This window comes from Dyadobacter endophyticus, assembly GCF_014641595.1.
In the GTDB taxonomy this organism is placed as follows: Bacteria; Bacteroidota; Bacteroidia; order Cytophagales; family Spirosomataceae; genus Dyadobacter; species Dyadobacter endophyticus.
In genome coordinates this window covers 1,399,197-1,425,850 of record NZ_BMIA01000001.1, presented here as the reverse complement: position 1 = coordinate 1,425,850, position 26,654 = coordinate 1,399,197, and the positions used below count along the sequence as shown (strand labels likewise).

Below are 26,654 nucleotides of genomic sequence, written 5' to 3'. Positions count from 1 at the left end.
ACATAGTAATAGTTGTATCATGTGGCTCAATAAATGATCCCAGGAGAAGTGGACGAAACGTAAATGTCCTTGGAAGTATCGCGCAGGCCGACCCGCATGTCTACTTTACCCGAAGTTCCAAAAGAGCTGATCAGTTTATCGTTAGTCGCATCCAATGCAAAGAGATTATTGTTTGCAGTAAACAATATCCTTTTGTCCGTGCCTCTTTCCCAATACGTGAGCCCCCGGTTTACTTCTCCGCCGCTTTCGCCACCATTAAAAGGGTCAAAAGACCAAAGCTGCGCACCTGTTTCCGCATTGATGGCGTATGCATGCTGGCTGGCGGAAGTGGTATATAAAACACCATCAACTATAATCGGATTGGACTGGCTAGCTCTGGTACCTGCTGCGTTGTCTTTTATGGTAAATGTCCAGGCAGACTTTAACTGCGCCACATTTGAAACATTAATCTGATCCAGTGGTGAGTAGTTAGAGCTACCCGCATCTGCTTTGTAAACCGACCACGTCCTGTCGTTCTCCTGGTCCTTTTTGCAGCCGGTAAAAAGAATAGGGGCAGCCAACACAACGGATTGCGCGATGAATGCTACCAATTTCAGTTTTCTCATGATTTTGCAGTCTATTTCGATCACGATTTTTTCAATTGCAGCACATCGGACTTCGCTCCAAATGCAATCGCGTCAATATCGATCAATTCGAGTGAATTCACCGTGGAAATCGCCGCTATGCTTTGCCGCCGGGCGTCTAGCGACTGAGCCTCAGTGCCGTTGTTTTGTGCGTTTACATCCATTACGGTTAGCAGAATTATCACCGTTACAATCCATTTCGAAAATCCGGGATCGATCTTAGCTCCCATTATTTTTGATTGACAGTCGCATATTCCTGATCTGTCACTGCCGCAAGCCAGACGACATTTTGCTCATCCTTGTAATTAGTGATCGCGATATGCACAAATTTGCTGGTCGCTGACGCCCCATGCCAGTGCTCGGTATCTTCCGGGATATTTACGACATCTCCTTTTTTCAGGGCTTGGGCAGGCTTACCTTTCTGTTGATAAAAACCGTCCCCTTCCGTCGCAATAAGCACCTGCCCCTTTGGGTGCGTATGCCAGTGCGTGCGGGCACCCGGTTCGAACGTCACACTACCGAGCGCGAACTCGTTGTTTTTGTCTCTGGAAGCCAGGGGATACACAAATGCATTGCCGGTAAAATAGGAAGCGGGTAGCGGCTCGCCCTTGGGAAAAATGGAAGAATTCGTTTGCTCTGACATGATTCTCTGTTGATTTTTAATGCTGCAACCGGCCATCCAGATCAGGATTGAGGCTGACAGAACAATGAAAATGTTTTTGATGAATGTACCCATAATTTTTAGCTAGTTAATACTGCCCCGACCCTCCAATCGAAGAGCAATTCACGATCGCCTACCTATCAGTTTGTACTACTTAATGAGGACAAGAGACAAAATTATCCCTGCACAAAGGTCATACGCCGCTGATAATCTGTACTTATACAGTTTACAGGTTTACCTACCATTTTTACAGATTCTACTTTACAGACGTGGTCGGCATTCAATTACCGGTAAATTTGCATTAACAAATCACCAGGAACATGGATGACATTTTGAGGATTGACACCGTGAGCCAACACGATGCGTTTTACCACCAACAAAACCTTCATCCGCTTGCAAGCGTGATTGATTTTACGGGCAGGACGCCGGAGGTGTATGCGTCGAAAATGAATTTCGGCTTTTATGCAGTGTATTTGAAAGACGTGATCCGGAGAACGAAACTCAGATTTTGCAGTTAACACGTGTAGCCAGCGAGCATTCCACGTAAAAAATATTGATTAACAAGCACTTAACTCATACATTTCTTGCCAAAAAACCGGGTTTGGCCCGACATTATTCATATGTTGCCTGACGGTCATTCACCAATTCTGGAAAGCCGCGCTGGCAACCCGGTGAAGTCGCTTCGGTCTGAGTGGGGGTCGACCTATTATATAATAAATTTAAATATATTAGTAAATACAAGTATATTAGTGAGGCAAGCGCCCTTATGCAGGATAATCGCTTCCATCCACTAAATACCTGTGAAGATGCTTCATCTCAAAATTGCACTACGGGCTTTTCTTAAATCCAAAGGATATAACTTCCTGAATATTGCAGGGCTCGCGCTCGGTTTGGCAACATTCACTTTCGTTTCGCTGTACGTTGCCCATGAAACCGGCTATGATCAGTGGAACCGTAACATCGACCGGATTTTTCTGGTAGAGCGCGAAATGCCTAACGGAGCTTCCCCTTACACGCCGGGGAAACTGGCTGCGGCTATTAAAGATGGGTGTCCGGAAGTTGAAGAAACGGGCCGTATGAATACCGCATTGTTTCAGTTACCTTTCTTTACTCTTTCAGGACGGTTCTTAATTAAAAATTGGGTGGGTGCCGACTATTCATTGGCCGGTATGCTTGGCATTAAACCCAAGGGCTTTCATCTGACTCCCAACAACACCGCACCTACCGTTTTGCTTTCCAGGCGGACTGCCGAGGCACTTTTTCCCGGCGAAAGCGATATCCAAAATAAAACGGTGATGATGATGTCCAGGAGTGGGATGCCGATGACCATTGCCGGGGTTACCGATGATGCACCGGGTAACACTAATTTCCGTTTCGACTGCATCGGGTTCAGCGAGGATATCACGCAGGGCAAGGACCAAAGCTACGCCAACCAGATTTACCGGACTTTCCTGTTAGTAAAGCCAGGTACAGATATTGGCCTGCTTTCAAAAAAAATTGACAAGATTTACAGAGAAGCCGCTTTGGCAGACACCAGCTTGGTAGCCAGGGAAGCGCTGGCCATGTCGAATGCGCTCATGATCTTTTTAGACCCACTCAAAAATCTGCATTTGAAGCCTCATTACGGTTCTGACGTCAATGATCAAATTGTAAAGGGCCTTGTCGTTCTTGCTCTGATTATATTGATTGTCACGGGTGTAAACTTCACAAATTTGTATGTTTCCCAGGCCAACAGGCGCTCCAAAGAAGTAGGTATCAAGAAAGTGAGTGGCATTGGAAGACAACAGATTATCTTTCAGTTCCTCGCAGAGATTTTTCTCCAATGCGTCGTTGCCTCCATTATCTCGCTTGGGATCGTAGCATTGGGTTTACCTTATTTTAATCAACTGCTGGATGTTAACCTGTCCATTTCCGGAATAAACGGCAAAATAGCCATGCAGTTTCTGCTTGCCGTAGTAGGATTAACGTTATTGGCCGGCGCTTATCCTGCTTTGGTTATGGCCGGCTTTAAGCCTGCGGAGGTATTAAGGGGAAATCAGTTCGAAAAAGGCGGACAGTTCTCCTGGACGAAAGGCTTGATTCCAGTGCTGCAATTTACATTTGCCATCGGCTTTGTCATCGTGCTGATCATCATCAATCAGCAGGTCAGTTTCATGAAATCAGAAGACCCGGGCTTTCAGGCGAAGCAGGTTTTATATATTGACAATTTGGCGATTTACAACACACCGGCAAGTTTCGAAACCGTTGATGCACGGATAAAAGCGGTTCCTGGTGTGAAAGATGTTACCGTAGCCTCCCATGTTCCAGGAGGGATCATGCCAGCTTCCCATGAATATGTGGCTCAAAACAGGACATATGCTATGCAGACTGTTGCGGTTGGCTACCGCTATTTTGAGACTTTGAACATCAGAATCAAACAGGGGCAAACTTTCTCCTCGTCATTCCCGGTAGACTCTGCCAATGCAGTTATCAACGAAACTGCGGCTAAGGAGATGGGCCTGGTTAATCCTATCGGCACAATGATCAAAGGCCGCGGCGGCGATTACAGGATCATCGGCGTGACCAAAGACGTAAAATCATCCGGTTTCGAGTCGTACGTTCAACCCACCGTATATTTAATGAATGACCCGCTTGGAGTACCTAAAACGCAAATTATAATCAGCGTCGAAGGCAATGCAATACCGGCTGTACTCGCTACGCTTGGTCGTCAATGGAGTAGCATTAACAAATTGGATAGAGATAATTTCAACTACCACTTCCTCGATGAGCTGTATGGTAAACTCTATGCGAAACAGGAGCAGCTGCAATCGATATTAACATACTTTTCGATTTTGGCCCTGGTTATCGCCTCCCTGGGTTTCTTTGCCTCGGCAGCGCAAGCAATTCATCTCAGAATGAAGGAAATTGCCGTCAGGAAAGTATTCGGTGCACGAGGCAGGAACCTCATGTTAACGCTGGGTACTCCATTTTTTTATATTATACTTATAGCCAATGCAATAGCTTGGCCAAGCTCCCTTGTGGTAGCCTCCAAATGGTTGCAAACATTTGCTTACCGGGTCGATATTTCGTTTCAGCCATTCCTCGCCGCAACGATCATTTCCTTACTGATCGTTGCCACAACGGTTTGTTTACAAATTACCAGGGCTGTCAATGCAAATCTTGCTGTAAGATTGAAGTAGTAATTGCGCAGATCTCGTCCGTGCGGGGAGGCTTACCAGATCAAAGATGCTTACACAAGGAAGTTTAAAAACCCTCGTCTACGAGTGCTGACGTGAAAACCACTGCAAACTACGCTCGTCGGTAAACCCCAGTTCATGGTGCTGCAATCGCGGTTGGAATATATCCCCCTACCATGCTCAAAAAGGCCTTCAAAGGCAAACCGGCGGAAGGCAAAGGCGATGCACCCACGCAAGTGTTGAAGAAGGAACAGACCTTGAAAGATGTGAAGTAGACCCGACAGATTGGAAAATTATGATGCTGAATAACGGCGCAATGAGCTCCATTCAACCGCTTGCATCGCCTTCCCACCATCATACTGCAACCGGATAAATTCAATCTGTTTTGATGCAACAATGTTGCATCAAAACATTTTTGTTCTTTTATTTGCAACAACGTTGCGAATAAGCTCAATATGAGACGTTGCAACCGGAGTGACTGCCGCAAATCACTCCATTGAGCCACGTAGCCGAAATCCCTTTGTATGATACATTTCAATTTTATCAAGATCATTGCCCGGCACGAATGGGCAACCACCTTCCGAAGCAGGACTCCCCTGGCATTGTTTGGAGTACTCTTTACCGTATCGCTGCTGTCGGCCGTTACAGGCTGGCAATATGTGAGCAGGTTCAACCAGCAACAGCGATCGGCCCACCAGGAAGTCCACGACCAATGGATGAACCAACCCGACCGCCATCCTCACAGGGTTGCGCATTACGGCTACCTGGTTTTTAGGGAAAAATCGCCCCTGAGCTTTTTTGATTTCGGGCTGGATAGTTATGTGGGGAATTCCGTATTTCTGGAAGCACACCGGCAAAACACGGTAAACATGAGCGAAGCCGGCTTCTCCAACGGCATGCTGCGTTTTGGGGAACTGAGTATGGCGTTCGTGTTGCAGCTCCTTGTGCCGCTTTTCATTATTTTCGTAGGCTTCCAGACGGTTGCAGGACTTAAACCGAATGGCGTTCTCAAACTCCTGCTGTGCCAGCGGGCGTCTTACCTGGATGTTCTTTTGGGTAAAGCTGCTGGACTTACGGCGGTTACGTGGGCGTTGTTTCTGCCTGTTCTGCTTGCCGGTCTGGTTGCGGGTAACCTGCTTATCGCAGACAGCTTTGAGGCAGAAACACTTCTGCGTATATTATTGATAGTGACACTTTACGCCGTCTATTTCCTGGTGATTAACCTGTTGGTCGTTGGCGTTTCGGCAGTCAGTAAATCGCCCAAGAATGCATTAGTGTTATTGGTACTGATGTGGATCCTGTTTTTCATTGTGATACCCAAAGGCGGCCAGACACTTGGAAGCGCGCTGTACAGGGCTCCCGACAAAATCGCCTTTGAAAACGCAATCCACGAGGACGTAAGCCAGCAAGGTGACAGCCACAATCCCAATGACCCACATTTTGCCGGATTGAAAGCCAAAACACTGAAGAGATATGGTGTGGATTCGATATCGGCACTGCCTGTGAACTATGGCGCGCTCGTGATGCAGGAAGGCGAAAACATATCGTCGGGTATTTTCAACAAACATTTTGACCGCCTGATAGGTATATACAAATCCCAAAACGCCGTGTCTTCCGCCCTGGGCTTTATAGATCCCTACCTGGCGATCCGGAACATTTCGATGAGCCTGTCCGGCACCGATTTCGACACTTTTACGGCTTTTCAAAAACAAACGGAGCAGTACCGGTTCGAGAAAACGAGGTTACTAAACCAGATCCATTTAACGCGGATTAAGTACCAAAACGATAACAAACAGCGGGTAAGTGCCGCCAACTGGCAACAGCAGCCTGACTTTAACTACAAACCAGTGCCAGTATCAAAAAATCTGGCGACCAGCGCTTTGAGCCTCTTGTCCCTGATCCTATGGATTGCTACGGGCCTGGGCGCATTAACCTACATCTCCTCCAAACGCGAGTATCAACTATGATCACTAACCGAAAGGTGTTGTTTCTTGAAATAAAAAACTTCCTGCTGGGCAGGACGATTCTCATCGGGGCCATCAGCCTGCTGCTATTTGGTTTTTATGGATTCTTTCACGGAAGCCAGGTAATCGGCCGTCAGCAGCGCAGTATCGAAAATGTGCCTAAAGTACAGGAGCATCATCTGACCCAGATCGTCGCGCATGGCACGGGCAAGCCTGTTGGCACGACGGCATATTATCCTTTTTTCTACACGACAAACCCCGCCTCGCCCTGGGCGAAATTTTCGATCGGGCAGCGGGATGTGAATCCTCAGATGCTGAAAGTCAAGATGCTGGCTATTGAAGGGCAGCTATATGATTCGGAACTGACCAACCCACTTACCCTGCTGGTGGGGAACCTCGATGCCTCGTTTGTGTTTATTTTCCTGTTCCCGCTCCTGATCATCGCATTCACTTATAATGCGATCTCCGAAGAACAGGAAAATGGCGTCTGGAAAATCGTGCGAACGACCTCCGAAAGCACCGGCGCTGCGATCGCCGGGAAACTGCTCGTGCGGCTGGTGATGATTCTGGCGACGGCCCTTGTCGTATTTACAGCGGCAGTGCTTGCGCTCCAACTGCCGCTTTCGGTTCCGACATTCGAGTTGCTGACCGTTGTGTTGCTATATGTATTGTTCTGGTTTGTGCTTTCGGTGCTGGTGATCGCCTTCGGGAAGAGCTCGTCTTTCAATGCGACTACGCTTGTATGCATATGGATTTTTCTCGCGATACTCTTTCCCGGCCTTGCCAATATCGTGATCAACAATACGATCCCCGTCCCGGAGGCCGCTGAAACGGCCATTCGCCAACGGGAAGGTTACCACGCCAAGTGGGACGAGCCCAAAAAACCGACCATGGAAAAGTTTTATGCGGCGTATCCGCAGTACCGCAAACACCCTGTTCCCGGCGACAAATTTTCCCCGGGCTGGTACTATGCGATGCAGTTTTCGGGTGATTTGGAATCCGCAAATTCATCCGAAAGCCTTTTTAACAAATTATCACAAAGACAGACCTTGTCCGAAAACATCGCCCGGTTCAATCCGGTGATCGCCGCGCAACAAACCATGAATAAGATCGCTAACTCGGACCTGAGCAGTCATATTCGCTATCTGCAATCTGTGAAAGCACATCACAAGCAAATCCGCGAATATTTCTACCCCTTCATTTTTGAAGAAACCCCCACCGAAAGCATTGACTGGGCAGGGTATCCCGCGTACCGCCCGACTGGGTACGTGCCTGAGGAACTAGCGGGCGGGTTTATCGCAATACTGGCATGGACGGTATCAGCGCTTATGGTTTCGATAATATTGTTTAAAAGGAATTTTACCCAAACAGAATACATACAAAATGCTTGAAGCGAGAAACCTTACCAAACGTTACGGGGCATATACGGCCCTGAACGACCTGAACCTGACCATCGCGCCGGGTGAAATATTTGCGCTCCTGGGCCAGAATGGAGCCGGGAAAACGACAACCATCAATTTGTTTTTAGGTTTTATCCAGCCTACCGAAGGCACCGCGTTCATCGATGGCATATCCGTCACTGAAAACCTTCAAGAGAGCAAAAAGCGATTGGCTTATATTCCCGAGACTGTCATGCTGTATTCAAACCTAACCGGCATCGAAAACCTGGAATATTTCTCATCGCTGGCAGGGTTTGACTATTCCAAAAAAGAACTGGAACAACTGCTCGCAAAGGCCGGACTGCAATCCAGTGCATATGACCAAAGACTAGCGGGGTATTCCAAAGGAATGCGGCAAAAAGTCGGCATAGCGATCGCCGTGGCAAAAAAAGCCAAAGTACTGCTGCTTGACGAACCTACGAGCGGTCTGGACCCGAAAGCCTCCAATGAATTTTCGGAGATCATCAAAACCCTGGCGACTAACGGAACGACGATCCTGATGGCCACTCACGATATTTTCAGGGCAAAGCAGGTCGCCAGCCGCATTGGCATCATGAAGGAAGGAAACCTGCAATCGATCATTCATGCGGATTCGATCTCTGCCAATGAACTGGAAAATTTGTACTTAAAAACCGTCTGAGATTTTGTACCGGGCACCTCAAATCTCCTTTTTATGGTAAAAACCTTTATTCTCTTTTTCTTATTGGCTGCCATTTCTGTGCAAGCGCAAACCGTTACCGGCTCGGTGTCTGACGCCGCTACCGGCACGAAAATTCCGGGGGCGACGGTCACGATGGGCGAAAGCGGCACCGTGACCGACTCAGCCGGCCTATTCTCTCTGCCGGGAAAGGGCCTGATACAAATCACTGCCATGGGCTACAAAACAGCGCGGCTCAATGGCGGCAATGCCTTTTTAAGCATTGAGCTGATGCCAGAAGCTACCCAGCTTCAAACCGTGGAGGTAACCGGTCGCGTTGCCAAGGACTACACCGGCGACTATTCCTTTTCGGCGACGCGGATCTCTGCCCTGAACAAAGATGTGCCGCAGTCGATCACCTCCATAACCAAAGAACTGATGGCCGACCGCCAGGCTTTTCTGCTGGGAGATGCTGTCAAAATAGCCAGCGGCGTAATTCCTTCCAGCTATTATAACCAGTACACGATACGGGGGATCAGCCAGAACGAGGAAGGCCAGATCATTAATGGCATGCGCACGCGCCAGTATTACTTCCTCCAACCGCTCACGGCTAACATCGAACGCGTGGAAGTGATTAAAGGGCCTGCCAGTGCTACTTTCTCCTCCGTTGATCCAGGCGGTAGTATCAATCTCGTAACCAAGAAACCGCTTGCCGCAGCACGCAAAGAGGCTAGTTTGAGTGCGGGTAGTTTCAGTACTTTCCGCGGCACATTAGACTTCACCGGCCCGCTGAATGAGTCGAAATCGCTGCTTTACAGGGTAAATGGGGCCTACCAGCAGGCCCGCTCGTTCAGGGATCTGGTGGGTAACAAAGCTGTGCTGGTCTCGCCCTCACTGAGCTACATTCCCAATGAAAAAACTGCCATCAATGCTGAATTAATTTACAGCAACATGGCCGGCACCCTCGACCGCGGCCAACCGATTTTCGGGGCGATAGCGGGTGAAACCAAACTGAACAGCACGCCGACCAGCCTAAACCTGGGCGCACCAAATGATCATTTCAACTCCAAAGAAGTCATTATCACCGGCAGCCTCGCACATAAGTTCTCGCCCAATATCGGTTTCAACGCTTCGTATATGAAACAGTCGTGGACGGAGGATTTACAGGAACACCGTACCACCAATGCTTTTGCGCCGGACATCGCAAACCAACCGGTTACCAGCCTCGCGGCCATGCAGTTTGTGCAACGGCAACAATACTGGAACATCGACAATTTGAATGCTTATTTCAATTTCAACTTCAATACCGGCAAGCTGAACCACAAACTCCTGGCCGGGTATGATTTAAGCAGTTGGCACAAGCTCAAAGGCGGCGGGCAAAATGCTGCACGGGGATTCTTGTTGAAGGACGGTACGGTAGCCGGTTCCTTTGTGCCGGCAAATGCGGCAAACTATCAGACCATAACAGTCAATGGCAAAACGCTTCCCAAACCGAATGTCAGCCATTTTGACCTTCAAAACCCCCAGTACACGATCCGCAACGTGGAGGACTACCACCTGAATGTGCGTACAGCGCTTCCTGCCGCGTTGACGACGACGAATGCGGTTTATATACAGGAACAAATGCAACTCGGTAAACTGACGATGTTGCTTGGCCTGCGCAACGAATGGTTTGAAGACATTACCAATTACGAAGCGCCAAACACCCTGAAAGTAAAAAAGACCGCCCTGCTGCCCAGGATCGGGATTACATTCACTGTAAACAAGGCAATGAATGTGTACGGCACCTACCTGGAAGGTTTCCAACCGCAATCCAATACCGTGACGCTCATGCCGCAAACCGGCAGCCTGCAAGCCGGCAGCCAGTTCGATCCCCTGCGCAGCAATCTGAAAGAAGTGGGGCTTAAAACCGACCTGTTTCACAGTCACATGCGGTTTAATGTCGCATTTTATGAAATCATCCAGAAGAACATTCTCATGAATGCCAACGATCCTGCCAACCCCGACAGACTGGTTACGCGCGGAGAAGAGCGGAGCCGCGGAATCGAATGGGACCTTGCCGGATACATTATCCCGCAATGGCAGGTAAACGCTTCATACAGCTTTATCGACGCAGAAATTAGGCGCGACCGGGACGAGAGCCTCGTAGGTGCCCGCAAACAAAACACGCCCAAACACAGTGCCAACCTCTGGACACGCTACAATTTTGGGGGATCGTCTGCCCTGAAAGACCTTGGAATCGGGTTGGGGGTTCAGTACCAGTCAAACAAGGTGCCCTGGTTTACAAGAGACTTTCTGGTGCCTGCTTACACAATCGTCGACGCCGCGCTGTACTACACGCCGGCCAGAAGCAACATACAGCTGGCATTGAATGCCGGGAACCTGCTGGATAAAATCTATTGGCTGGGTGCCCAAAATTACCTTCGGTTGTTTCCAGGTGCTCCCAGAAACGTAACGCTGACACTCACATTTAAATTCTGACTTACAGCCGGTCCCGTTCCGCAATGCGGCGGGACCGGCCCTGCTGCAACTGCCCGCCAAAATGGTATTCAGGCTCTTATCACAAAACCGGGAACGGATCTTCGAACTGCCCGCCGGTTTCCATGAGCCGGATTTCGCCTTCGGTGCACAGGCATTGTTGCAATTCTTGGAGAATTTGACCCGGGTCCAGATCCTGGCCAATCAAAACGAGCTCATTGACCCGGTCCCCGAACCTGCCCCACCGTGAATCGATCGTATCACGGTTTTCTGTATACGCCTGGTAGCACAGGCGCTGGGCTGCCGGCATGCTAGCCCACCAAACACCTGCCGACTCAGCCCTTACCGATCCGCCCGCCTGACTCCAATTGAGCGCGTCGGCCGGGCGTGAAGCAACCCAGAATAACCCTTTGCTGCGGATAATGCCCGCAGGCCAGTTCTGCTGAATGTAGTTCCAGAAGCGTTTCGGATGCAGCGGCCGTGTATCCCGGAATACCATTGAGCTTATCCCATATTCTTCTGTTTCAGGAACATGGCGGCCGTGTTCAAGTTTATTCAGCTCCTGGATCCACCCGGCCGATTGCTCGGCCTTTTCGTAATTAAATAAACCGGTATTGACCACACGGCCGATTTCTACATTTGAAAACGAACTTTCTATCACTTTTGCCGCCGGATTTAATGCGGCCATAATGGCGCGAAGTTCCCTTAGCTGGTCGACAGACACAAGGTCGGCTTTGTTCAGGATGATTACGTCGGCAAATTCGATCTGGTCGGTGAGCAAATTGACGATCGTGCGCCTGTCGGACTCGTCATCGTTGAGCCTCCTGCTGAAAACAGTGTCGAGCGAGCCGAAATCCTTTGCAAAATTAAAAGCGTCCACGACTGTCACCATGCAGTCGATCGTGGCCCATCTCGACAAATCGATACCGCTCTGCTCATCCACGAATGAGAAAGTCTGGGCAATGGGGACGGGCTCAGAAATGCCCGTACTTTCGATCAGCAGATAATCGAAGCGATTCTCACGGGCAAGCTTTTCCACTTCGATCATCAGGTCTTCCCGCAGCGTACAGCATATGCATCCGTTGGACATTTCCACCAGTCGTTCCTCGGTTCGGCTTAGTGTATTTTGATCCTTCACCAATCGCGCATCGATATTTACCTCGCTCATATCATTGACGATCACAGCTACTTTCAGTCCCTGCTTATTATGCAGGACATGGTTGAGTAAAGTGGTTTTTCCCGCGCCCAAAAATCCGCTGAGCACCGTTACCGGCATCTTCTTTTGGTTCATAACTAAGATTTATATTTGCAACTATGTTGCAAATATAAATCAAAACCAATAAGTGCAACATTGATGCATCTAGTTTTTCATGTATTCTGTCCTTCGTTGCTAAACCTGCATGAATTCATTTATCGATCCAGACTTCGAATTGGCCAATGGGTACTTTGTCGTTGGCCAGGTAGCGGACCGGAACCCTGGCCTGAATTTCCTTTCTGCCAAGAATTTGGTCAAGCTGACTTTTCAGGGTTTCCGCAGTCTGATTTTCATTAGGATGAAAGTATTTAACTGCGTTGCCAAACTTCATCGAATTTCCAATATGCTGAATGGACGGCACGATCGCTCCTTTTGCGAGCAGCGCTGCTTTCAATGTATCCGAAACCTGGCTGCCCTTGCGGTCGTGGATGTAAACGATCAGGCCAAGAAAGGGTTTGGGCGGCTCTGCTACCACAACCGGTGCCGCAATCTCATGACCTGCCGAAATATGTGGTCTGGATGGATTGGCACCTCCCTTAGGTTTCTCCGGCTTTTTGGTGATCAACGAAACCCGCCAGGTATTCAATTGTTTGTTAAGATCCTGGATGCTGTCGTTCATTACTTTAAGCCTTTCTTCGGAAACTTTAAGTTGTTGGTTCGCGTGCTTCACCTGGATCATTAAGACGATGGTCGAGATAATGAAAACGACGGCCAATGCCAGCGCCAGTACGCTTTGCTTTTTGAGGGAGGTAATTTCCTGACTTAGGCGGCTTTGCGCGTGTTCAAATTCTTGAAGAGTGCCCATAGGATTTGGAGGGGATTATAAGAGCCGGAGTTTTTTGCGCATGGAATCGTCGACCAGCTCGGGGTTTAATTCGGCTGTTACGTACCGCTGCTGATTTTTAAAACCAAAGATTCCAACACAACAGGAAGCAACACCGATGCCAGCGACCTTGATATCATTTTGAAAGAAAATGCCGTATGCGATAATGGCCAACCCAAGCGCGAAGAGCAGAGCCGAAAGCCAAATTTGTCCACGGTCCCAGAGTGAGCCGCCCGATATCAATTCTTTCCTTCCGGGTGTGATGACGCCTATTTTCCACCAGTCCTTGCTGTCGAGCTCTGAAAAGCCTTCCCTGGCAAACAACTCCCACCGATCCTTATCCTCGCTGCTTTCTTTGACAATGCCACGCCAGCTGATCAATGCCGTTGAAGTTTCCGGCGCGATTCGTCCGTCCTTGATCATGGTGTTGACCGCATGTTCGAATGCCTCCCGGATCGTGTAATCGGTTGAAGAGACGGCTTCATAAAAGTTTTCCGAAAAGTCTTTGGCAACGCCGTCATTGACCTTTCCCCGGGTAGCGATCACGGCCTTCACGTTTTTCTCAAACAGGAGGTTAACCTGATCGTGGGTCGCGCAGCCGTTCAAAAAAACCACTTTCAGGTTTTGCGCTTCACCGAGCAATCCGGCCAGTCCTTTGGCATAAGCGGAGCCATCTTTGAAAAGTAAGTGCTGCGAACCAGCGTGCCCGCTGAAATGAAAAAGGATGATCCGGTGCTTGAACGCGCGGATATCGTCGTCGATTTGCCTCGCATCCGCTGCGCCACGCGCCGGATACAGTACATTAATGCTTTTTGGTGAAGCTGTTTGCTGATACTTTTCCCACGAATCGGTGATGGCCCGGTACTCGTCCTGTAAAAAATCCAGATAAGGATCGTTCGGATCTCCGCTTTGGGAAAAGTAGGACAACACTACTGGCGTGTTAATGGGGCTGCTGTTAGACGTACTGGCAGGCATACTGGTTACAGACTGATTTCTTCCTTTATAAATATAGTTTCAATTTGTTGTATTACTGCATGTTTAAAGAATGCCGCTCATTTTTAATCTCATAAGTGTTCAGCAATTCCTCTTCAAAGTGGCTAAGGAATACTGGCATACTCTCGCAGGAATATATACTCGAACGATCGGGTTTGGATAGAAACTGCTCACCCGCGAGTCCTGCATCTTGCTTAAAGGCGAAGATATGCCTGTTCTCCGACCGAATTCAGGCGACTGAGCATACAGTTCACCTTTTTTGAAACTAACGTATATATCCGCAAAATGTCGGGCTATTTCCAGTGGGTTGATAGCGGGTCGACTTAACAGATAATGTCGTTGGTATTATACCTCGGGCAGATTTCTGCTATGCGTTGATGGAATTACCCATTGCCTTCGGTTGGAAGAAAGACGAATGTCATCAATCAATTTGTGCAAGATGACTGCGTCGTCAAACGAAGGGGCTGAACTGGTTCCATGAAAAATGTCGTTAGCGATTCTGTTGTATATTTCTCTGACGTTAGTATGAGGTCCAAAGGGATTATCTGTATCAGCTATGTTGATCAGCGCTGGCTGCTGGCTTGACGAAGTATAATGGGTAATTTCAAACTCTGCCATTTGGGTGTGCCCGATTTGGGCCGTAAGGACAATTTTACCCCTTGACCCTTCTATTTCCCAAATAAACGGATCGCCATATTCCGGATGACCACCCTGGAAATGAATTGAAAGCGGGGCATTGTTACTGAGGTTTGCAATTACCGAGATGAAATCGGGAGCGTCAGCATCTATAACCTTGCCGGTGTCAAGCGCTTTCACTTTTGGATATCGTGTGTGAACTACTGCGGACAAATGTTTGATATCTCCTAAGACATCGCAGGCTGCTGCAAGTGTATGAGCGAACGGAATTGTCAACAGATCAGCCCCACTCTGCTCTTTTCGTAAATATTCCTCATTTTTTGTATCGCTGATCGTATCCCCCCAGGGAGCTGCCCACCCCCGTATGCTGCTCGACAGGATAGAACCGATAAGATCATTGTTAATCAGATCGGCTACTCTACGCAAGGCCACAGAAACGCGGGCTTGCGTCCCTGCAACAGCAACCAGTGGCCTTCCACGTGCCATTGCCGCTAATTCTTCTGCTTCTGCCAGGGTGCGCCCAAGTGGCCACTCGCAATAAACATGCTTTCCATGTGAAAGTATGGTCTTGACAGCATCGTAGTGCAGTGGAACCCGGACTGTCACCACAATCAAATCCACTTCATCCGATGAAGCCATTTCTTCAATGCTGCCAAAAGCCAATGGAACCCGGCAGGCTTCGGCAGCAGCGCGCGAACTCTCCGGACTAGAATTCACGACACCTACTATTTCATATTGGTCAGTCAATTGATCCAGAGCGGGCAGATGGGCAACGGCAGCCCAACTCCTGCCCGCTTGCAGGCCAACAATTCCAACCCTTATTTTTGAATGATTTTGCATTGTTCTTTTTGCTTGCAAAGTTGACATCAGTAAGGAAGGCAGGCAATAAGAGGGAAAATGTTCCTCCGGGGATAATTTTATCCCCTATATACCCCTTCTGCATCTATGCTTACTTTTGTATATAGACAAAAAAGAAGATGTACGAAAAAAAGATACCCCTGCCGCTCGAATGTGGCCTGGCGATGACAAGAGAAATCCTGGGTGGAAAGTGGAAACCAAATTTATTGTTTGCTATATCGGAAGGCATCAACCGCCCAAGCCAATTACACCGTGCGATCCCACAGTCAACCAAACGGGTTTTAAATCTGCAGTTGAAGGAATTGGAAGAATTCGAAGTGATTGAAAAGAAAATCTATCATCAGCTACCGCCTAAGGTCGAATACCACCTTACCGAGCGCGGAGAAACATTGATGCCTCTTTTGAGACAGATGAACGAATGGGGAGACAAAAATCGCTCATTTATCAAGAACATCATTTTAAACCGAACAAAAGTACTGGATTAATCATTGGACTTAGCGCCCGGCCGGGAAGTATTCCCAACGCTAATATTGGAGAAGTAAGAATTGGCGAAATGTACCTGCCCTATCAACTTTTGTCCATTCTCTCCCATATTCCAGCCTGCCAATTTTGCATTCAGTTTAAGGGACGCGGTTCTATGCCGCTCCTGCCATCTTAACTCAATGCAAAATGAAAAGACAACAGAACCGCACGTTAGGTGCGTTCGAAAAAACGTTTTGGCTGCTGGACCAAATTGATTCCAAAGACTTCGCCCTGGCCGCAGACATCTCCGGAACACAGCCCGTTGAAAAATGGAGGAAGGCCATTGATACTGCGCAACAACGCCACCCGAACCTTTCGGCAAGGGTTGTGCTGGATGAATTATCCCGGCCCACATTGCAACATGTCGAAAACCTACCTATTCCGCTCCGCGTGGTCCATGTGGAGCAGAATTACCGCTGGGAGCAGGAGGTTGAAAAGGAGCTTTCCCTAAGGTTTAATACGGGGGAAGGCCCGCTATTAAGGGTTGTTTTGGTTCAAAAAACAGATAGCACTATCCTGATCCTGGCTGCAAACCACACCGTGGCCGATGGCACATCATTAAGCTATTTAACCCGCGACATTTTGCTCGCCGTTACCGGAAACGAGCTTGGATTAATGGAGCCGCAGGTGTCGAATGACGAAACCCTCAACTTGCCGGAAGACCTGCCTGCACAGACGGTCGAAACAGTGCTCGAACTGAAAACAAAAACGGATGTGGTTAACCCGTTGGTTTCGTCCCACCGCTTTTCTGAAAATTCGACCCATCGTCTTCTTGAATGTGCCCGACGCGAAAATACAAGCGTTCATGGCGCCATTTGTGCCGCCGTATTAATGGCTTCCAGGAAAATGCGGCCGGAATGGGACGATACCAGAATGGAATTGGTTTCCCCCATTTGTACCAGAGGTGCCCTCAATCTGGACGATAACTTCGGCCTGAACATTACCACGCAGTCCGTATTTTTCGAACAGCAGCGGCACTTATCCTTCTGGGATTTGGCCAGACTTGCCAAGGCCGGACTCGGCGGGACCAATTCCGTTGAATATACGACAGGCTATTTGTCTTTTTTCCGGGACATTGTCTTCGGCCATAATGATATGCAGCAAATGCTGGACGCATTGAAACAGGCATTTAACCATCACATTATGGTCACTAACCTGGTCAGGGTCAGGTATAAAACTAATTTCGGACCGTTGAAGCTGGAAGCCCTGTATGGTCCGATGGTGCGGTCAGGGAAGGGAAGGGAACAGACGATCGGCGCATTGACAACCAATGGTTCACTTTGCCTGACTAATACGAGCGATACGCCAATTCCTGGCCTGCTTGCGGAAATGGAGCAAATTCTGGAAAAAGCTTGTCAGGAAAATGTGGTTGCTAAGACTGAATGTTCTTTTCGATAAGTGTCCGCAAGCGCTGGTCATGCTGGTCGCCCCACTGCCCGATGGCGCCGATGACGGGAATGAGTGACTTTCCGAAATCGGTGAGATAATACTCGACTTTGGGTGGGACAACGGGATAGATCACCTTTCCAACCAGCTCGTGGTTTTCAAGCTCTTTTAATTGCACGTTCAACACCCGGCGGGACGCTCCCGGAATTTTCCGTTGCAGCTCGCTGGGGCGTTGAAAACCTTCGTTGATAAACCACAAAAGCCGCATTTTCCATTTGCCATAAAGCACTTCACCAATCAGGTCGAGCCCGCAATTCAGGTCGGGCATTGTCTTTCTTTCGTACATACTGCAAATATAAACATATGCATTTGCCGGTTCAATAGGGATAAATTTATCCCTATCTGAATCGTAAATCCGTACTTGTCAGCAATATGCATTGTGCTGAAATTTGTCCTAAACAAATCAACAAGGTCATGGACTTTAATTTTGAAAACGAACTGAAAGATAAAATCGCCCTGGTAACAGGCGGAAGCAAAGGAGCCGGGAAGGCCATCGCCGACCGTCTTTTGAAAGCGGGCGCAACGGTGATCATTACCGCTAGAAACAAGCCGGAGGACGAAAACAACGGCACTCATTTTATAGCCGCAGATTTAAGCAAGCCGGACGGGACCCAGAAGGTGGTCAACGAGATACTTGAAAAATTCGGCCACCTGGACATCCTGATCAATAATATGGGTGGCTCCGAAACGCCGGGCGGTGGTTTTGCTGTGCTTTCCGACAGTGATTGGGAAGGATCTTTTCAAACCAATCTACTAGCGCCTGTGCGACTGGACCGTGGCTTTTTGCCCGGCATGATCGAGCGCCACGAAGGCGTAATTATTCACATCGCATCCATCCAGGCGAAATTACCCCTATATGACTCCACATTGCCCTACGCGGCAGCGAAAGCAGCTTTGGCCAATTATAGTAAAAGCTTATCGAATGAAGTTGCACCGAAAGGCGTGCGCGTGCTCACCGTGTCGCCGGGCTGGATTATGACCGATGCATCGACCAGGATGATGGAACGTATCGCCAGAAGTTCAGGTGGCACTGCGGAAGAAGCCGCAAACAGTGTAATGGATGCATTAGGCGGCATTCCATTCGGCAGAGCGGCTTGGCCCGAAGAAGTGGCTGAGCTCGTGGGCTTCCTGGTTTCACCCCGGGCGGCGTACCTGACCGGTAGTGAATATGTGATTGACGGTGGCACAATTCCTACGATTTAAGCAAGCATTTACAATTTCATTTCAATACAAAAACCAATTTTTAATTAACATAAACATTCATGATTATGAAACTTCCTGAAAATATAGAAGGCTTTATTAAAGCGCAAAACGAATCGGACAGCACAGCATTTGCCAGTTACTTTACAGAGCACGCAACCGTTTCCGATGAAGGATCGTCCTATTCGGGTAGAGAGGAAATTAAAGAGTGGATACAAGCGGCGACTGAAAAGTATAACATGCAGTTGACGCCCGTCGATTTTACGCAAACCGGCTCAAAAGGAAAACTTACCGTAGAAGTAAGCGGCACATTTCCAGGCAGTCCGGCCGTGATGAATTATCACCTTGAACTGGATGGTTCTTCTATTGGTTCGTTGAAGATTACGGATTAATAGTTTAGTATTCCAATTCGCAGGAATGCGTTGAGGCGATCCGAAATGCCTTCCTGCGAATCTTTTACAGCTCAAATATTGAAAGCATTTATGATCAGAAAATTGGGGTTCAAATTGTCAATGGCAGCTTTCTTCATGCTGTTTTACTCAACTTTTACTTTTGCACAAAAGTTAGATTCCTCTCTTCAAAAAGATCCTTCTCAACGGATACAAATTGCACCTGAAAGTGTTTTCAAAAGTTTCCGCGAGGCTGGCATGAAGCCGGTTAACCATACATTGACACCAACTGAAAAAGAGAAAGTAAATCATGCTTTTACACTATTGCCGCCACTGCATCAGCGCATTTTGAAACAACATCTGCAAAGCATCAGCTTCATGGATAACATGCCGAACACGGCATTAACCTCACCGGTTGACACATCTGGTAAAACGAAAATGTTCAACATTACCTTTCGGGCCAGCTTATTGGACGAGGACATATCTCAGTGGGCAACATGGAAAGAAAATACCTGTTTCAAGCAGGGGGCAGACTCCAATTATAGCGTGCGCGTAGAAGGAGGCAAGATGGACGGGATCATTTATGTGCTGTTACACGAGGCCACGCACATCGTCGACGTAGTGACCGGGATTACCCCGCATCCCGAGGATGCAAATGCAATCGTGGAACCCACGCCTTTTACAAAAGACATTTGGCGACTGATGAATAAGCCTGCCGATCCATACATTGATTCTCTGCTGGAACAAACCCGTTTCCGAAGCGGAAAACCAGTGCCGATCAGCCTGGCGCCTGATGTTTATAGCCAGCTCTCGAAAACGCCGTTTCCTTCTTTATATGCAATGGCGGCGTGGTCCGAGGATATCGCCGAGCTCGCCACTATTTACCACCTCACCAATAAGTTAAATCAGCCATTTTATATCGTCGTTACCAAAAATAATGTGGAGCTGGCGCGGTTTGAACCCATGAAAAATGCGCTGGTCAGCCAGCGATTGGATCAACTTTCGACTTTCTACAAGCCATAATTTCACCTGTCGGGAAAAATGTACAAGGCGCATTGCCTTTTATCCATTCTTCCGGGCCGTTTTACCTGCCACCTTTGTAATGTCAAAACACAGCGACAATCTGCTAACGGTTAGCAGATTAACTTAGAAATTCAAACTTATTACTCAGATGAAAACCATTGCCTTGACCATCGCATTCCTATTCACTTTTATCCAAAGCCAATTCCTTTTCGCACAAACACGCAAGCCCGCATCACTGGGACGAGAAGAATACATTGAAGTTGAGAAAAATGTAAAGCTGCACGTGATCGACCTCGGCGAAGGCCAGCCTGTCGTGCTCATCCACGGATGGCCGCTGAACAATGAAATGTACGAATATCAATACCAATATCTGGTGGAGAAAGGGTTCAGGGTCATCGGTATTTCCCTTCGCGGCTTTGGGAAATCAGACAGACCTTACGGAAAATATGACTTCGACACTTTCTCCGATGACATCAAAGTGGTTCTTGAAAAACTGAAAATCGAAAACGCAACGTTAGGCGGATTCTCAATGGGAAGCGCGGTAACCCTTCACTTTGTAACGAAATATAATGGTGCGCATATCAAGAAGTTGGTCGTATTCGGTGCAACAGGACCATCATGGAAACAACGTGAAGGCCATCCTTACGGCATCACGGATCAAGGCGCAGCGGATCTTATCAAACAAACCAAAACCAATCGGGAGCAACTTATAGCAGGCTTTGGAAAAGCATTTGAAGGCCAGGAAGGCGGACTTTCACCGGAATCAATCAAATGGTTGGAAAGCATCAACCTGAATGCATCACCTTACGCTACTACTCAGGCTATTACAGCATTAGGTAACCTGGATCTTCGTCCTGTGCTTGGGAAAATCAAAATGCCGGTTGCGATATTCCATGGTGTGAATGACAAATTGTGTGACTTCGCTCAGGCCGAACAACTCAACAAAGCCATCAAAGGTTCTTATATCGTGAAATTTGAGAAAGCCGGACACGGGTTGTTTTTGGAAGAAATGGATAAATTCAACTCCGAACTAGAAAAATTTGCCAGAAACTAATTAAACGATTTCACCTGTGAAGCAAATCATCGCTTCACAGGTTTTTACCTATTTTAAACAATAAGAATCCTGCAATCTAAAAAGCGTATACAGCCATGAGTACAACCGTTTTCAACAACAATTTAAAGACGTTGGGATTGCTGCATGTGAGTCAGGAGCAAACGGATGCGATCAATGGGCCTGCTTACAAGGAATACATCAAAATCCTGTATCTGCCCGCCGGCTATAAGTTGAGGGTAGATTTTGCCTGTTACGAGACGCAGCAACCCACACTGTTTTTTATCAGTCCCAATCAATTTCTTCAATTAGAAGCAGCTGGCGAGGAAAGCGGTTATTTCATCTTCTACAACCGTGATTTTTACTGCATTCAGATTCATGATCAGGAGGTTGCGTGTGATGGACTGCTGTTTAATAACATCAGGAATATGCCCAAAGTGGAGCTGTCGGAGGCCGAAAACGCTTTCCTCGGAGGTTTATTCAAGGAAGTGATCCAGGAATTCAATCTCAACGACAGTTCGCTGGAAGAAATGGTCAGGACGTATCTCAAACAATTGCTCATTCGCGCCACGCGCTCATGGAAAAAGCAACATTTGACCCATGATGTGACTGATCAGCAAAGTGATCTGGAATTTTTTCGCAAATTCACCCGGCTCGTGGAAGAGCATTATAAATCCAAACACACCGTCGCCGATTACGCGGATTTCCTATGCATGGCGCCCAAAACCATCACACATAAATTCAACCGCCTGCGGCTGCCGCAGCCTAATGAGGTGATTAAAAACCGCATTATCCTGGAAGCGAAACGCCTGCTGGCGCATACTTCCCTCACAGCAAAGGAAATCGCCTACAATCTTGGTTACGACGACCCGGCCTATTTCAGCAGGCTATTTATGACCAAGACAGGCGAATCGCCGTCCAGTTTCCGGGCCAGCTTTTTGGGGACACAACTCCTTTGAAAGAAATCGCCGAAGTCTGTATCCAGATGAAAGACGCATCAAACGGGTACGTAAGTGGATTGGGCGACAGATAATCGGCGGTAAGAATCGGCACCTTGGAGGTGGCTTTTGGTCAATCCCATTCATCCTTCTCCGCCGCAGCATGGTCGGGGTAGCCACCCTTCGCTTCCTGCGAACTTTCCCCATGCAGCTTCGCGTAACGAGACGGACTGCTTCCGTACAGTTTCTGAAATGACACACGAAAGTTCTTCGGGTCTTCGATACCGACTAGGAATGCCACCTCCGAAATGCGCATATGCGGGCTTTTCAACAGCTGCGCCGCGCGTTTCAGGCGAATGTCTTTGATGAACTCGATCACCGACTGGCCCGTCAGGCTTTTAATCCGCCGGTAAAATACCGACTGACTCATGGCCATTTGGCTCACCAGCGCCTGTACATTAAATTCCGGGTTAGTTAGATTCGTCTCGACGATCTTCATGGCCTTTTCCAGGAAAAGCCGCTCCTCGTCGGGTATCGCGATGCTGGCGGGTTGAAGCAGGATCTGACGCTGGTAGAAGTCCCTCGAAATGTCCCGGTTCCGGAGCAACGTGCGGATTTTGGCCGATAGCAACTGCACATTGAACGGCTTGACAACATAGTCGTCGGCACCGGTGCTCAGCCCTTCCAGTTCCTGCACGGCGGCGGCCCGGGCAGTCAGGAGCACAACAGGAATGTGGGCGGTTTTGGGATTGTGTTTGATTTTTTCGCAAAGCTGCAAACCATTCAGTCCGGGCATCATGATATCGCTGAGTACGAGGTCGGGCTGCAAATCCTCCATCAGTTCCCAGGCCGACGCTCCGTCGCCTACTAGCGTAACCTGATAATGTCCCTGAAAAACCCCTTTCAGATATTCCGCGAGGTCCTCATTGTCTTCTACGACCAGCAGCTTCCCGCCCTGCCCTGCCATTGACGCCGGCCCTGCCGCTATGTCCGGTTCCTGACGGGTATTTAGCGGCTCGGCAGGCCGCTCATGGGCGATTTCGGCGTCGGTAAGGTGTGCACTTCCAAAGGGCAGTTTCACGGTGAATGCTGAACCTTTGCCCACCTCACTGAGGACGGTAACTTCGCCATGGTGTGCCTGCGCGAGTTCTTTGACGAGCGCCAGGCCGATTCCAGTTCCGACCATATCCGGCCCCGTATGGGCGGCCTGGTAGTAGGGATCAAAAATCTTATCCAACTCGCCGCCTGCAATTCCCGAACCAGAGTCCGAAACGGTCATTTCCAGATAATTATCTACGATCTCCCTCCCGCTCCACACCGCATCCCTTTCCGGCTGTCCATATAAGGAAACCTGCAACTTCACCCTGCCGTTGGGCGGCGTATATTTGAATGCGTTGGATAGCAGGTTAGTCAGAATGATTTCCAGTTTATGGGGGTCAAAAAACAGGGACACCGGGTGGTCGGGTACCTCAAAAACATAATCTATACTGCATTCACGGGCCTTGGCGGCGAAAATCTGGTAAATCTCCGTAATAAACCCGGTCGCTTCCTGCTCGCTGGCCGCCAGGCTCACGTAACCGGATTCCGCCTTCTTGAAACTGAGCAGCTGATTGACCAAATCCAATAGTTTGCGGGTTTGGCGGTGCATGAGCGTCACTTTTTCTTTCATGGACTCAGAGCCGCTCATGGATGCGATAAACTCCTCCATCGGTCCCAGGATGAGGGTCAATGGCGTTCGAAACTCGTGGGAAACGCTGGTAAAGAACTGCGTCCGCATTGCTGCGATTTCCTTTTCCTTCTCAACCTGCAATTGCTGTATTTCCAGTTTGTTCTTCAACTTGATCCGGCTGGTGGCAACCCACTTGTAAAGCAACAGCGCCCCAACGGCCATCACCAGGTAAATACCATATGCCCACCACGATAGGTACCAGGGCGGAAGAATCCGGATCCTCAATGTAGCAGGCTCTGCCGACCAGACGCCGTCGCCATTGCTGGCCCTTACCTTAAATACATATTCCCCCGCCGGCAAATTGGCAAAGCTTACAATCCGCTGGTTGGTGGGCAGGTACACCCAATCGCTATGAAAATTTTCGAGCATGAATGCATACCGTTGCTTTTCCGGTGTGAGGTAGCTCAGCCCTACGAATCCAATGGAAAATTCATTCTCAGACGCCCTGATCTCCGCACCTTCCGGACTGTTGAATGGCCGCCGCACCATGGAAGTACCCATTTGCTCTCCGCCCCCGGTACCTTTGTTCAGCACGCTCAGGCCTGTAATCCTCACAACCGGAGGAGTCGGATTAGATGCGATATCCTCAGGGTCGAAGAAAGTGACGCCGTTGGTCCCGCCGAAATACATCGTGCGATCCTTTGCATTAAACGCAGAGCCGATTTTGAACGAATTGCTTTGCAGCCCGTCCCCTACCCGGTAATGCCACACGCCACGAGTGGCGGGATTGAATTTGTAAAGACCGTCCGAACCAAGCCATAAATTCCCCTCACTGTCCTTCAAAATACTCTCGATGTCGTTAGCCGCTACTTGTCCGTCGTAACGCTCGACCACTGTTTTGCCGCCCTTTCGCCGAATACAATGCAGGCCTCTACCGATGGTCCCGACCCATACCGAACCATCCTGATCTCTGAGCAATGGCCAGGCATAGTTGACTTTGAGGCTGTTGCCATTTCCCGGCTCGTGCTTGAAATGTGCCAGGATCACGAGTTTGTTCCCGTCGAGCCGGAGCTGCAACACGCCCGCATTCCTTGTGCTAACCCAGATCACGTCCGAACCAGGCTCGCAGATCACGTAACTGCATTCATCAGTGGGTATGAGGCTATTATTTTTATTGAAATTGGCAATGAGCGCGCCATCGGAATTGTATAGGAATAATCCTGCGCCGACGCCCGACGCCCACACGCGATGCTTCGCGTCTTCCGCCAGCCGTTCGATGCTCACATAAGAGGATGGGTAAGGGTCCGTTTTGAGTGTACGGATAATTTTAAAACCATTCTGGCGATCGACCAGGTGCAGACCTGCATACCGAGTGCTGACCCAGGCATAACGGTCGGTAATCAATATGGCCGATACATCCACGCCGCTGTTGCTCCCGCCCGCCGAGCGGTGCATCAGATTTTGGTATTTGGCCGTCGCCGGATCATAAATGGAAAGTCCATTACGCGTACCGAGCCAGATAAGCCCCGAATATTCGTCTTTCGCAATGGCATTGACATAGTTATTGGCGAGCGAGGTAACGCCCTTCTGCCGGTACAGGTGCCCGAAAGGCTTCGGGTTCAGATGAAGCCGGTTGAGCCCGCCCGACGATGCCGCCAGCCAGAGATTGCCGAACGAGTCCTGCGCGACCTGGTGCACGCGCGACGAGTTGATACTGCCCACCGCATTTTCATCCGGCAAAAAAACCTTAAAATCGGTGGCCGAAAGGGACTGCAGATCGTCGGGAACATGCCGGAGCATCACCAAACCGAAGTTGGTCCCGATCCACAGGCGGCGGTAAGAATCGCTGGAAATGCATTGAATGCCATGAAAATTGTAAGGCATACGCTCGAAGGTAATCGCATGGCCCGTTCTCTTGCATTGGTATAGATACTGGTCGGAGGCGATCCAGACGCGCCCGGACTCATCCTGGTAAGTGGCGCGGATGTCCGGTTCGGAAAGCGTGGCTACCGCTACCGCACTCCTTGCGCCGGGCGCCAGCACCCAAAGACCCCTGCCCATTGTGCCGATCCAGATATGCCCGGACGTGTCGGGCAGCACGTTCAATGCATGGTATGCGCGCGCGGAGGTGAGCGGAATTTGCGAGACAGCCGCAATGCGGCGGGAATCGTCGAAGCAAACCTTTACCACACCAAAATCGGCCGTGGCCACCCAAAGGTTGCCGATCCGGTCGCTGGCCATGGAGCGAATGCTGGTTTGGCAAACCAACCGACGGTAGCTGGCTCCCACCTGGTCCGAAAACGCTTCCTGAATGCTGACAAACTCATCTTTATCCGCCTGATAAAAGTAAATGCCCGAACCTTCGGTACCCGCCCAAATCCTGCCCGCCCCATCCACATGCATGACCTGTACCCGGTTGGCGGACGTGCCCGCCGCATTCACGGCCGGAAGGTTATACGTGCTCAGCTGGTAGCCATCGTACCGGTTGATTCCATTGTTGGTCCCTACCCACACAAATCCCTGCCTGTCTTGGGTAACCGCCATGGCGTCGCTGTGCGCCAGTCCGTCGTTGACCGTCAGGTGATCGAACTTGAAATTTTCCGTTGCACGCTGCGCATTTACAGCCGCCCATGCGGCCATAAAAACCATCAGCCAGGCGCCCCGCCGCGCCACCTTAGCTATCATATTACTTCTTTCCATTCCAAGAAATATACCAGGGTATCCGTCTGAAAACCGTGTTAGGCCTAAGACATTACTAATTGTACTTTGCTAACAGAATATTTACACGCATTCTGAAAAACACCCTGTAATTGACGAAAAACACCCTCTCGCTACGCCACACAGAACCTAAATTTGAATTATTCTTATGATTA

General features: G+C 49.1%; 22 protein-coding genes. 13 read left to right on the top strand and 9 right to left on the bottom strand.

Annotated elements, in window-relative coordinates; genetic code table 11:
- Positions 1 to 26 precede the first annotated feature (26 nt).
- The 3 genes from IEY24_RS05825 to IEY24_RS05815 are packed head-to-tail and all read right to left on the bottom strand — an operon-like array spanning position 27 to position 1,266.
- Complete coding sequence (locus IEY24_RS05825) at positions 27 to 605, bottom strand: PQQ-binding-like beta-propeller repeat protein (protein ID WP_188929570.1); 579 nt, start codon at positions 603 to 605, stop codon at positions 27 to 29.
- Between the two features lie 20 nt (positions 606 to 625).
- Positions 626 to 853: a hypothetical protein gene (locus tag IEY24_RS05820; protein WP_188929568.1), complete on the bottom strand. Its 228-nt coding sequence runs from the start codon at positions 851 to 853 to the stop codon at positions 626 to 628.
- Positions 853 to 1,266 (bottom strand): (R)-mandelonitrile lyase, encoded by a 414-nt coding sequence (locus IEY24_RS05815; RefSeq protein ID WP_188929566.1) that lies wholly within the window; start codon positions 1,264 to 1,266, stop codon positions 853 to 855. Before IEY24_RS05815 ends, IEY24_RS05820 begins: the two co-directional genes overlap by 1 nt.
- A gap of 338 nt (positions 1,267 to 1,604) precedes the next feature.
- Between IEY24_RS05815 and IEY24_RS05810 the strand changes: the two genes are divergently transcribed.
- The 6 genes from IEY24_RS05810 to IEY24_RS05785 all read left to right on the top strand — a co-directional run bounded on the left by IEY24_RS05810 (position 1,605) and on the right by IEY24_RS05785 (position 10,981).
- Positions 1,605 to 1,802, top strand: a complete 198-nt coding sequence (locus IEY24_RS05810; RefSeq protein ID WP_188929564.1) for a hypothetical protein — start codon at positions 1,605 to 1,607, stop codon at positions 1,800 to 1,802.
- Positions 1,803 to 2,090: 288 nt separating this feature from the next.
- Complete coding sequence (locus tag IEY24_RS05805; RefSeq protein WP_188929562.1) at positions 2,091 to 4,463, top strand: ABC transporter permease; 2,373 nt, start codon at positions 2,091 to 2,093, stop codon at positions 4,461 to 4,463.
- 521 nt (positions 4,464 to 4,984) lie between these two features.
- On the top strand, positions 4,985 to 6,427 hold the full coding sequence (locus IEY24_RS05800; protein ID WP_188929560.1) for an ABC transporter permease: 1,443 nt from the start codon (positions 4,985 to 4,987) through the stop codon (positions 6,425 to 6,427).
- The gene (locus tag IEY24_RS05795; protein WP_188929559.1) at positions 6,424 to 7,815 is read left to right on the top strand and encodes an ABC transporter permease; all 1,392 of its coding nucleotides are present in this window, start codon (positions 6,424 to 6,426) and stop codon (positions 7,813 to 7,815) included. The genes IEY24_RS05800 and IEY24_RS05795 overlap by 4 nt, the downstream gene beginning before the upstream one ends.
- Positions 7,808 to 8,503, top strand: a complete 696-nt coding sequence (locus tag IEY24_RS05790) for an ABC transporter ATP-binding protein (RefSeq protein ID WP_188929557.1) — start codon at positions 7,808 to 7,810, stop codon at positions 8,501 to 8,503. The genes IEY24_RS05795 and IEY24_RS05790 overlap by 8 nt, the downstream gene beginning before the upstream one ends.
- A 33-nt stretch (positions 8,504 to 8,536) precedes the next feature.
- Positions 8,537 to 10,981, top strand: coding sequence for a TonB-dependent siderophore receptor (locus IEY24_RS05785; RefSeq protein ID WP_188929555.1), 2,445 nt, complete (start codon positions 8,537 to 8,539; stop codon positions 10,979 to 10,981).
- Between the two features lie 79 nt (positions 10,982 to 11,060).
- Here the strand turns inward: IEY24_RS05785 and IEY24_RS05780 are convergent, their stop codons facing one another.
- The 4 genes from IEY24_RS05780 to IEY24_RS05765 all read right to left on the bottom strand — a co-directional run bounded on the left by IEY24_RS05780 (position 11,061) and on the right by IEY24_RS05765 (position 15,543).
- Positions 11,061 to 12,269 carry a GTP-binding protein gene (locus IEY24_RS05780; RefSeq protein WP_188929553.1) on the bottom strand — a complete coding sequence of 403 codons (1,209 nt, stop codon included), beginning with the start codon at positions 12,267 to 12,269 and terminating at the stop codon, positions 11,061 to 11,063.
- Between the two features lie 115 nt (positions 12,270 to 12,384).
- Complete coding sequence (locus tag IEY24_RS05775; RefSeq protein ID WP_188929551.1) at positions 12,385 to 13,038, bottom strand: hypothetical protein; 654 nt, start codon at positions 13,036 to 13,038, stop codon at positions 12,385 to 12,387.
- Between the two features lie 15 nt (positions 13,039 to 13,053).
- A complete protein-coding gene (locus IEY24_RS05770) occupies positions 13,054 to 14,031 on the bottom strand; it encodes a CHAT domain-containing protein (protein WP_188929548.1) in 978 nt (325 codons plus the stop codon).
- A 363-nt stretch (positions 14,032 to 14,394) separates the two neighbouring features.
- Entirely contained in the window at positions 14,395 to 15,543 is a 1,149-nt protein-coding gene (locus tag IEY24_RS05765; protein WP_188929546.1) for a Gfo/Idh/MocA family protein, read from the bottom strand.
- Positions 15,544 to 15,662: 119 nt separating this feature from the next.
- Here IEY24_RS05765 and IEY24_RS05760 point away from each other — a divergent pair, with 119 nt between their 5' ends.
- Both IEY24_RS05760 and IEY24_RS05755 read left to right on the top strand, forming a co-directional pair.
- The gene (locus tag IEY24_RS05760) at positions 15,663 to 16,028 is read left to right on the top strand and encodes a winged helix-turn-helix transcriptional regulator (protein ID WP_188929544.1); all 366 of its coding nucleotides are present in this window, start codon (positions 15,663 to 15,665) and stop codon (positions 16,026 to 16,028) included.
- Positions 16,029 to 16,212: 184 nt separating this feature from the next.
- Positions 16,213 to 17,463, top strand: coding sequence for a phthiocerol/phthiodiolone dimycocerosyl transferase family protein (locus tag IEY24_RS05755; protein WP_188929542.1), 1,251 nt, complete (start codon positions 16,213 to 16,215; stop codon positions 17,461 to 17,463).
- Here IEY24_RS05755 and IEY24_RS05750 read toward each other — a convergent pair.
- Positions 17,438 to 17,797, bottom strand: coding sequence for a winged helix-turn-helix transcriptional regulator (locus tag IEY24_RS05750; protein ID WP_188929540.1), 360 nt, complete (start codon positions 17,795 to 17,797; stop codon positions 17,438 to 17,440). The genes IEY24_RS05755 and IEY24_RS05750 overlap by 26 nt on opposite strands.
- A 128-nt stretch (positions 17,798 to 17,925) precedes the next feature.
- Here IEY24_RS05750 and IEY24_RS05745 point away from each other — a divergent pair, with 128 nt between their 5' ends.
- The 5 genes from IEY24_RS05745 (at position 17,926) to IEY24_RS05725 (ending at position 22,133) form a co-directional block, all read left to right on the top strand.
- A complete protein-coding gene (locus tag IEY24_RS05745) occupies positions 17,926 to 18,714 on the top strand; it encodes an SDR family oxidoreductase (protein ID WP_188929538.1) in 789 nt (262 codons plus the stop codon).
- Between the two features lie 65 nt (positions 18,715 to 18,779).
- Positions 18,780 to 19,103 carry a nuclear transport factor 2 family protein gene (locus tag IEY24_RS05740; protein ID WP_188929536.1) on the top strand — a complete coding sequence of 108 codons (324 nt, stop codon included), beginning with the start codon at positions 18,780 to 18,782 and terminating at the stop codon, positions 19,101 to 19,103.
- Between the two features lie 90 nt (positions 19,104 to 19,193).
- Positions 19,194 to 20,123 (top strand): hypothetical protein, encoded by a 930-nt coding sequence (locus IEY24_RS05735; RefSeq protein WP_229221458.1) that lies wholly within the window; start codon positions 19,194 to 19,196, stop codon positions 20,121 to 20,123.
- 148 nt (positions 20,124 to 20,271) lie between these two features.
- Positions 20,272 to 21,177, top strand: coding sequence for an alpha/beta fold hydrolase (locus IEY24_RS05730; RefSeq protein WP_188929535.1), 906 nt, complete (start codon positions 20,272 to 20,274; stop codon positions 21,175 to 21,177).
- Between the two features lie 95 nt (positions 21,178 to 21,272).
- Entirely contained in the window at positions 21,273 to 22,133 is an 861-nt protein-coding gene (locus IEY24_RS05725) for a helix-turn-helix domain-containing protein (RefSeq protein ID WP_188929533.1), read from the top strand.
- Between the two features lie 112 nt (positions 22,134 to 22,245).
- On the opposite strand, the gene IEY24_RS05720 is transcribed toward IEY24_RS05725, so the two are convergent.
- Entirely contained in the window at positions 22,246 to 26,481 is a 4,236-nt protein-coding gene (locus tag IEY24_RS05720) for a hybrid sensor histidine kinase/response regulator transcription factor (RefSeq protein ID WP_188929531.1), read from the bottom strand.
- Positions 26,482 to 26,654 lie beyond the last annotated feature (173 nt).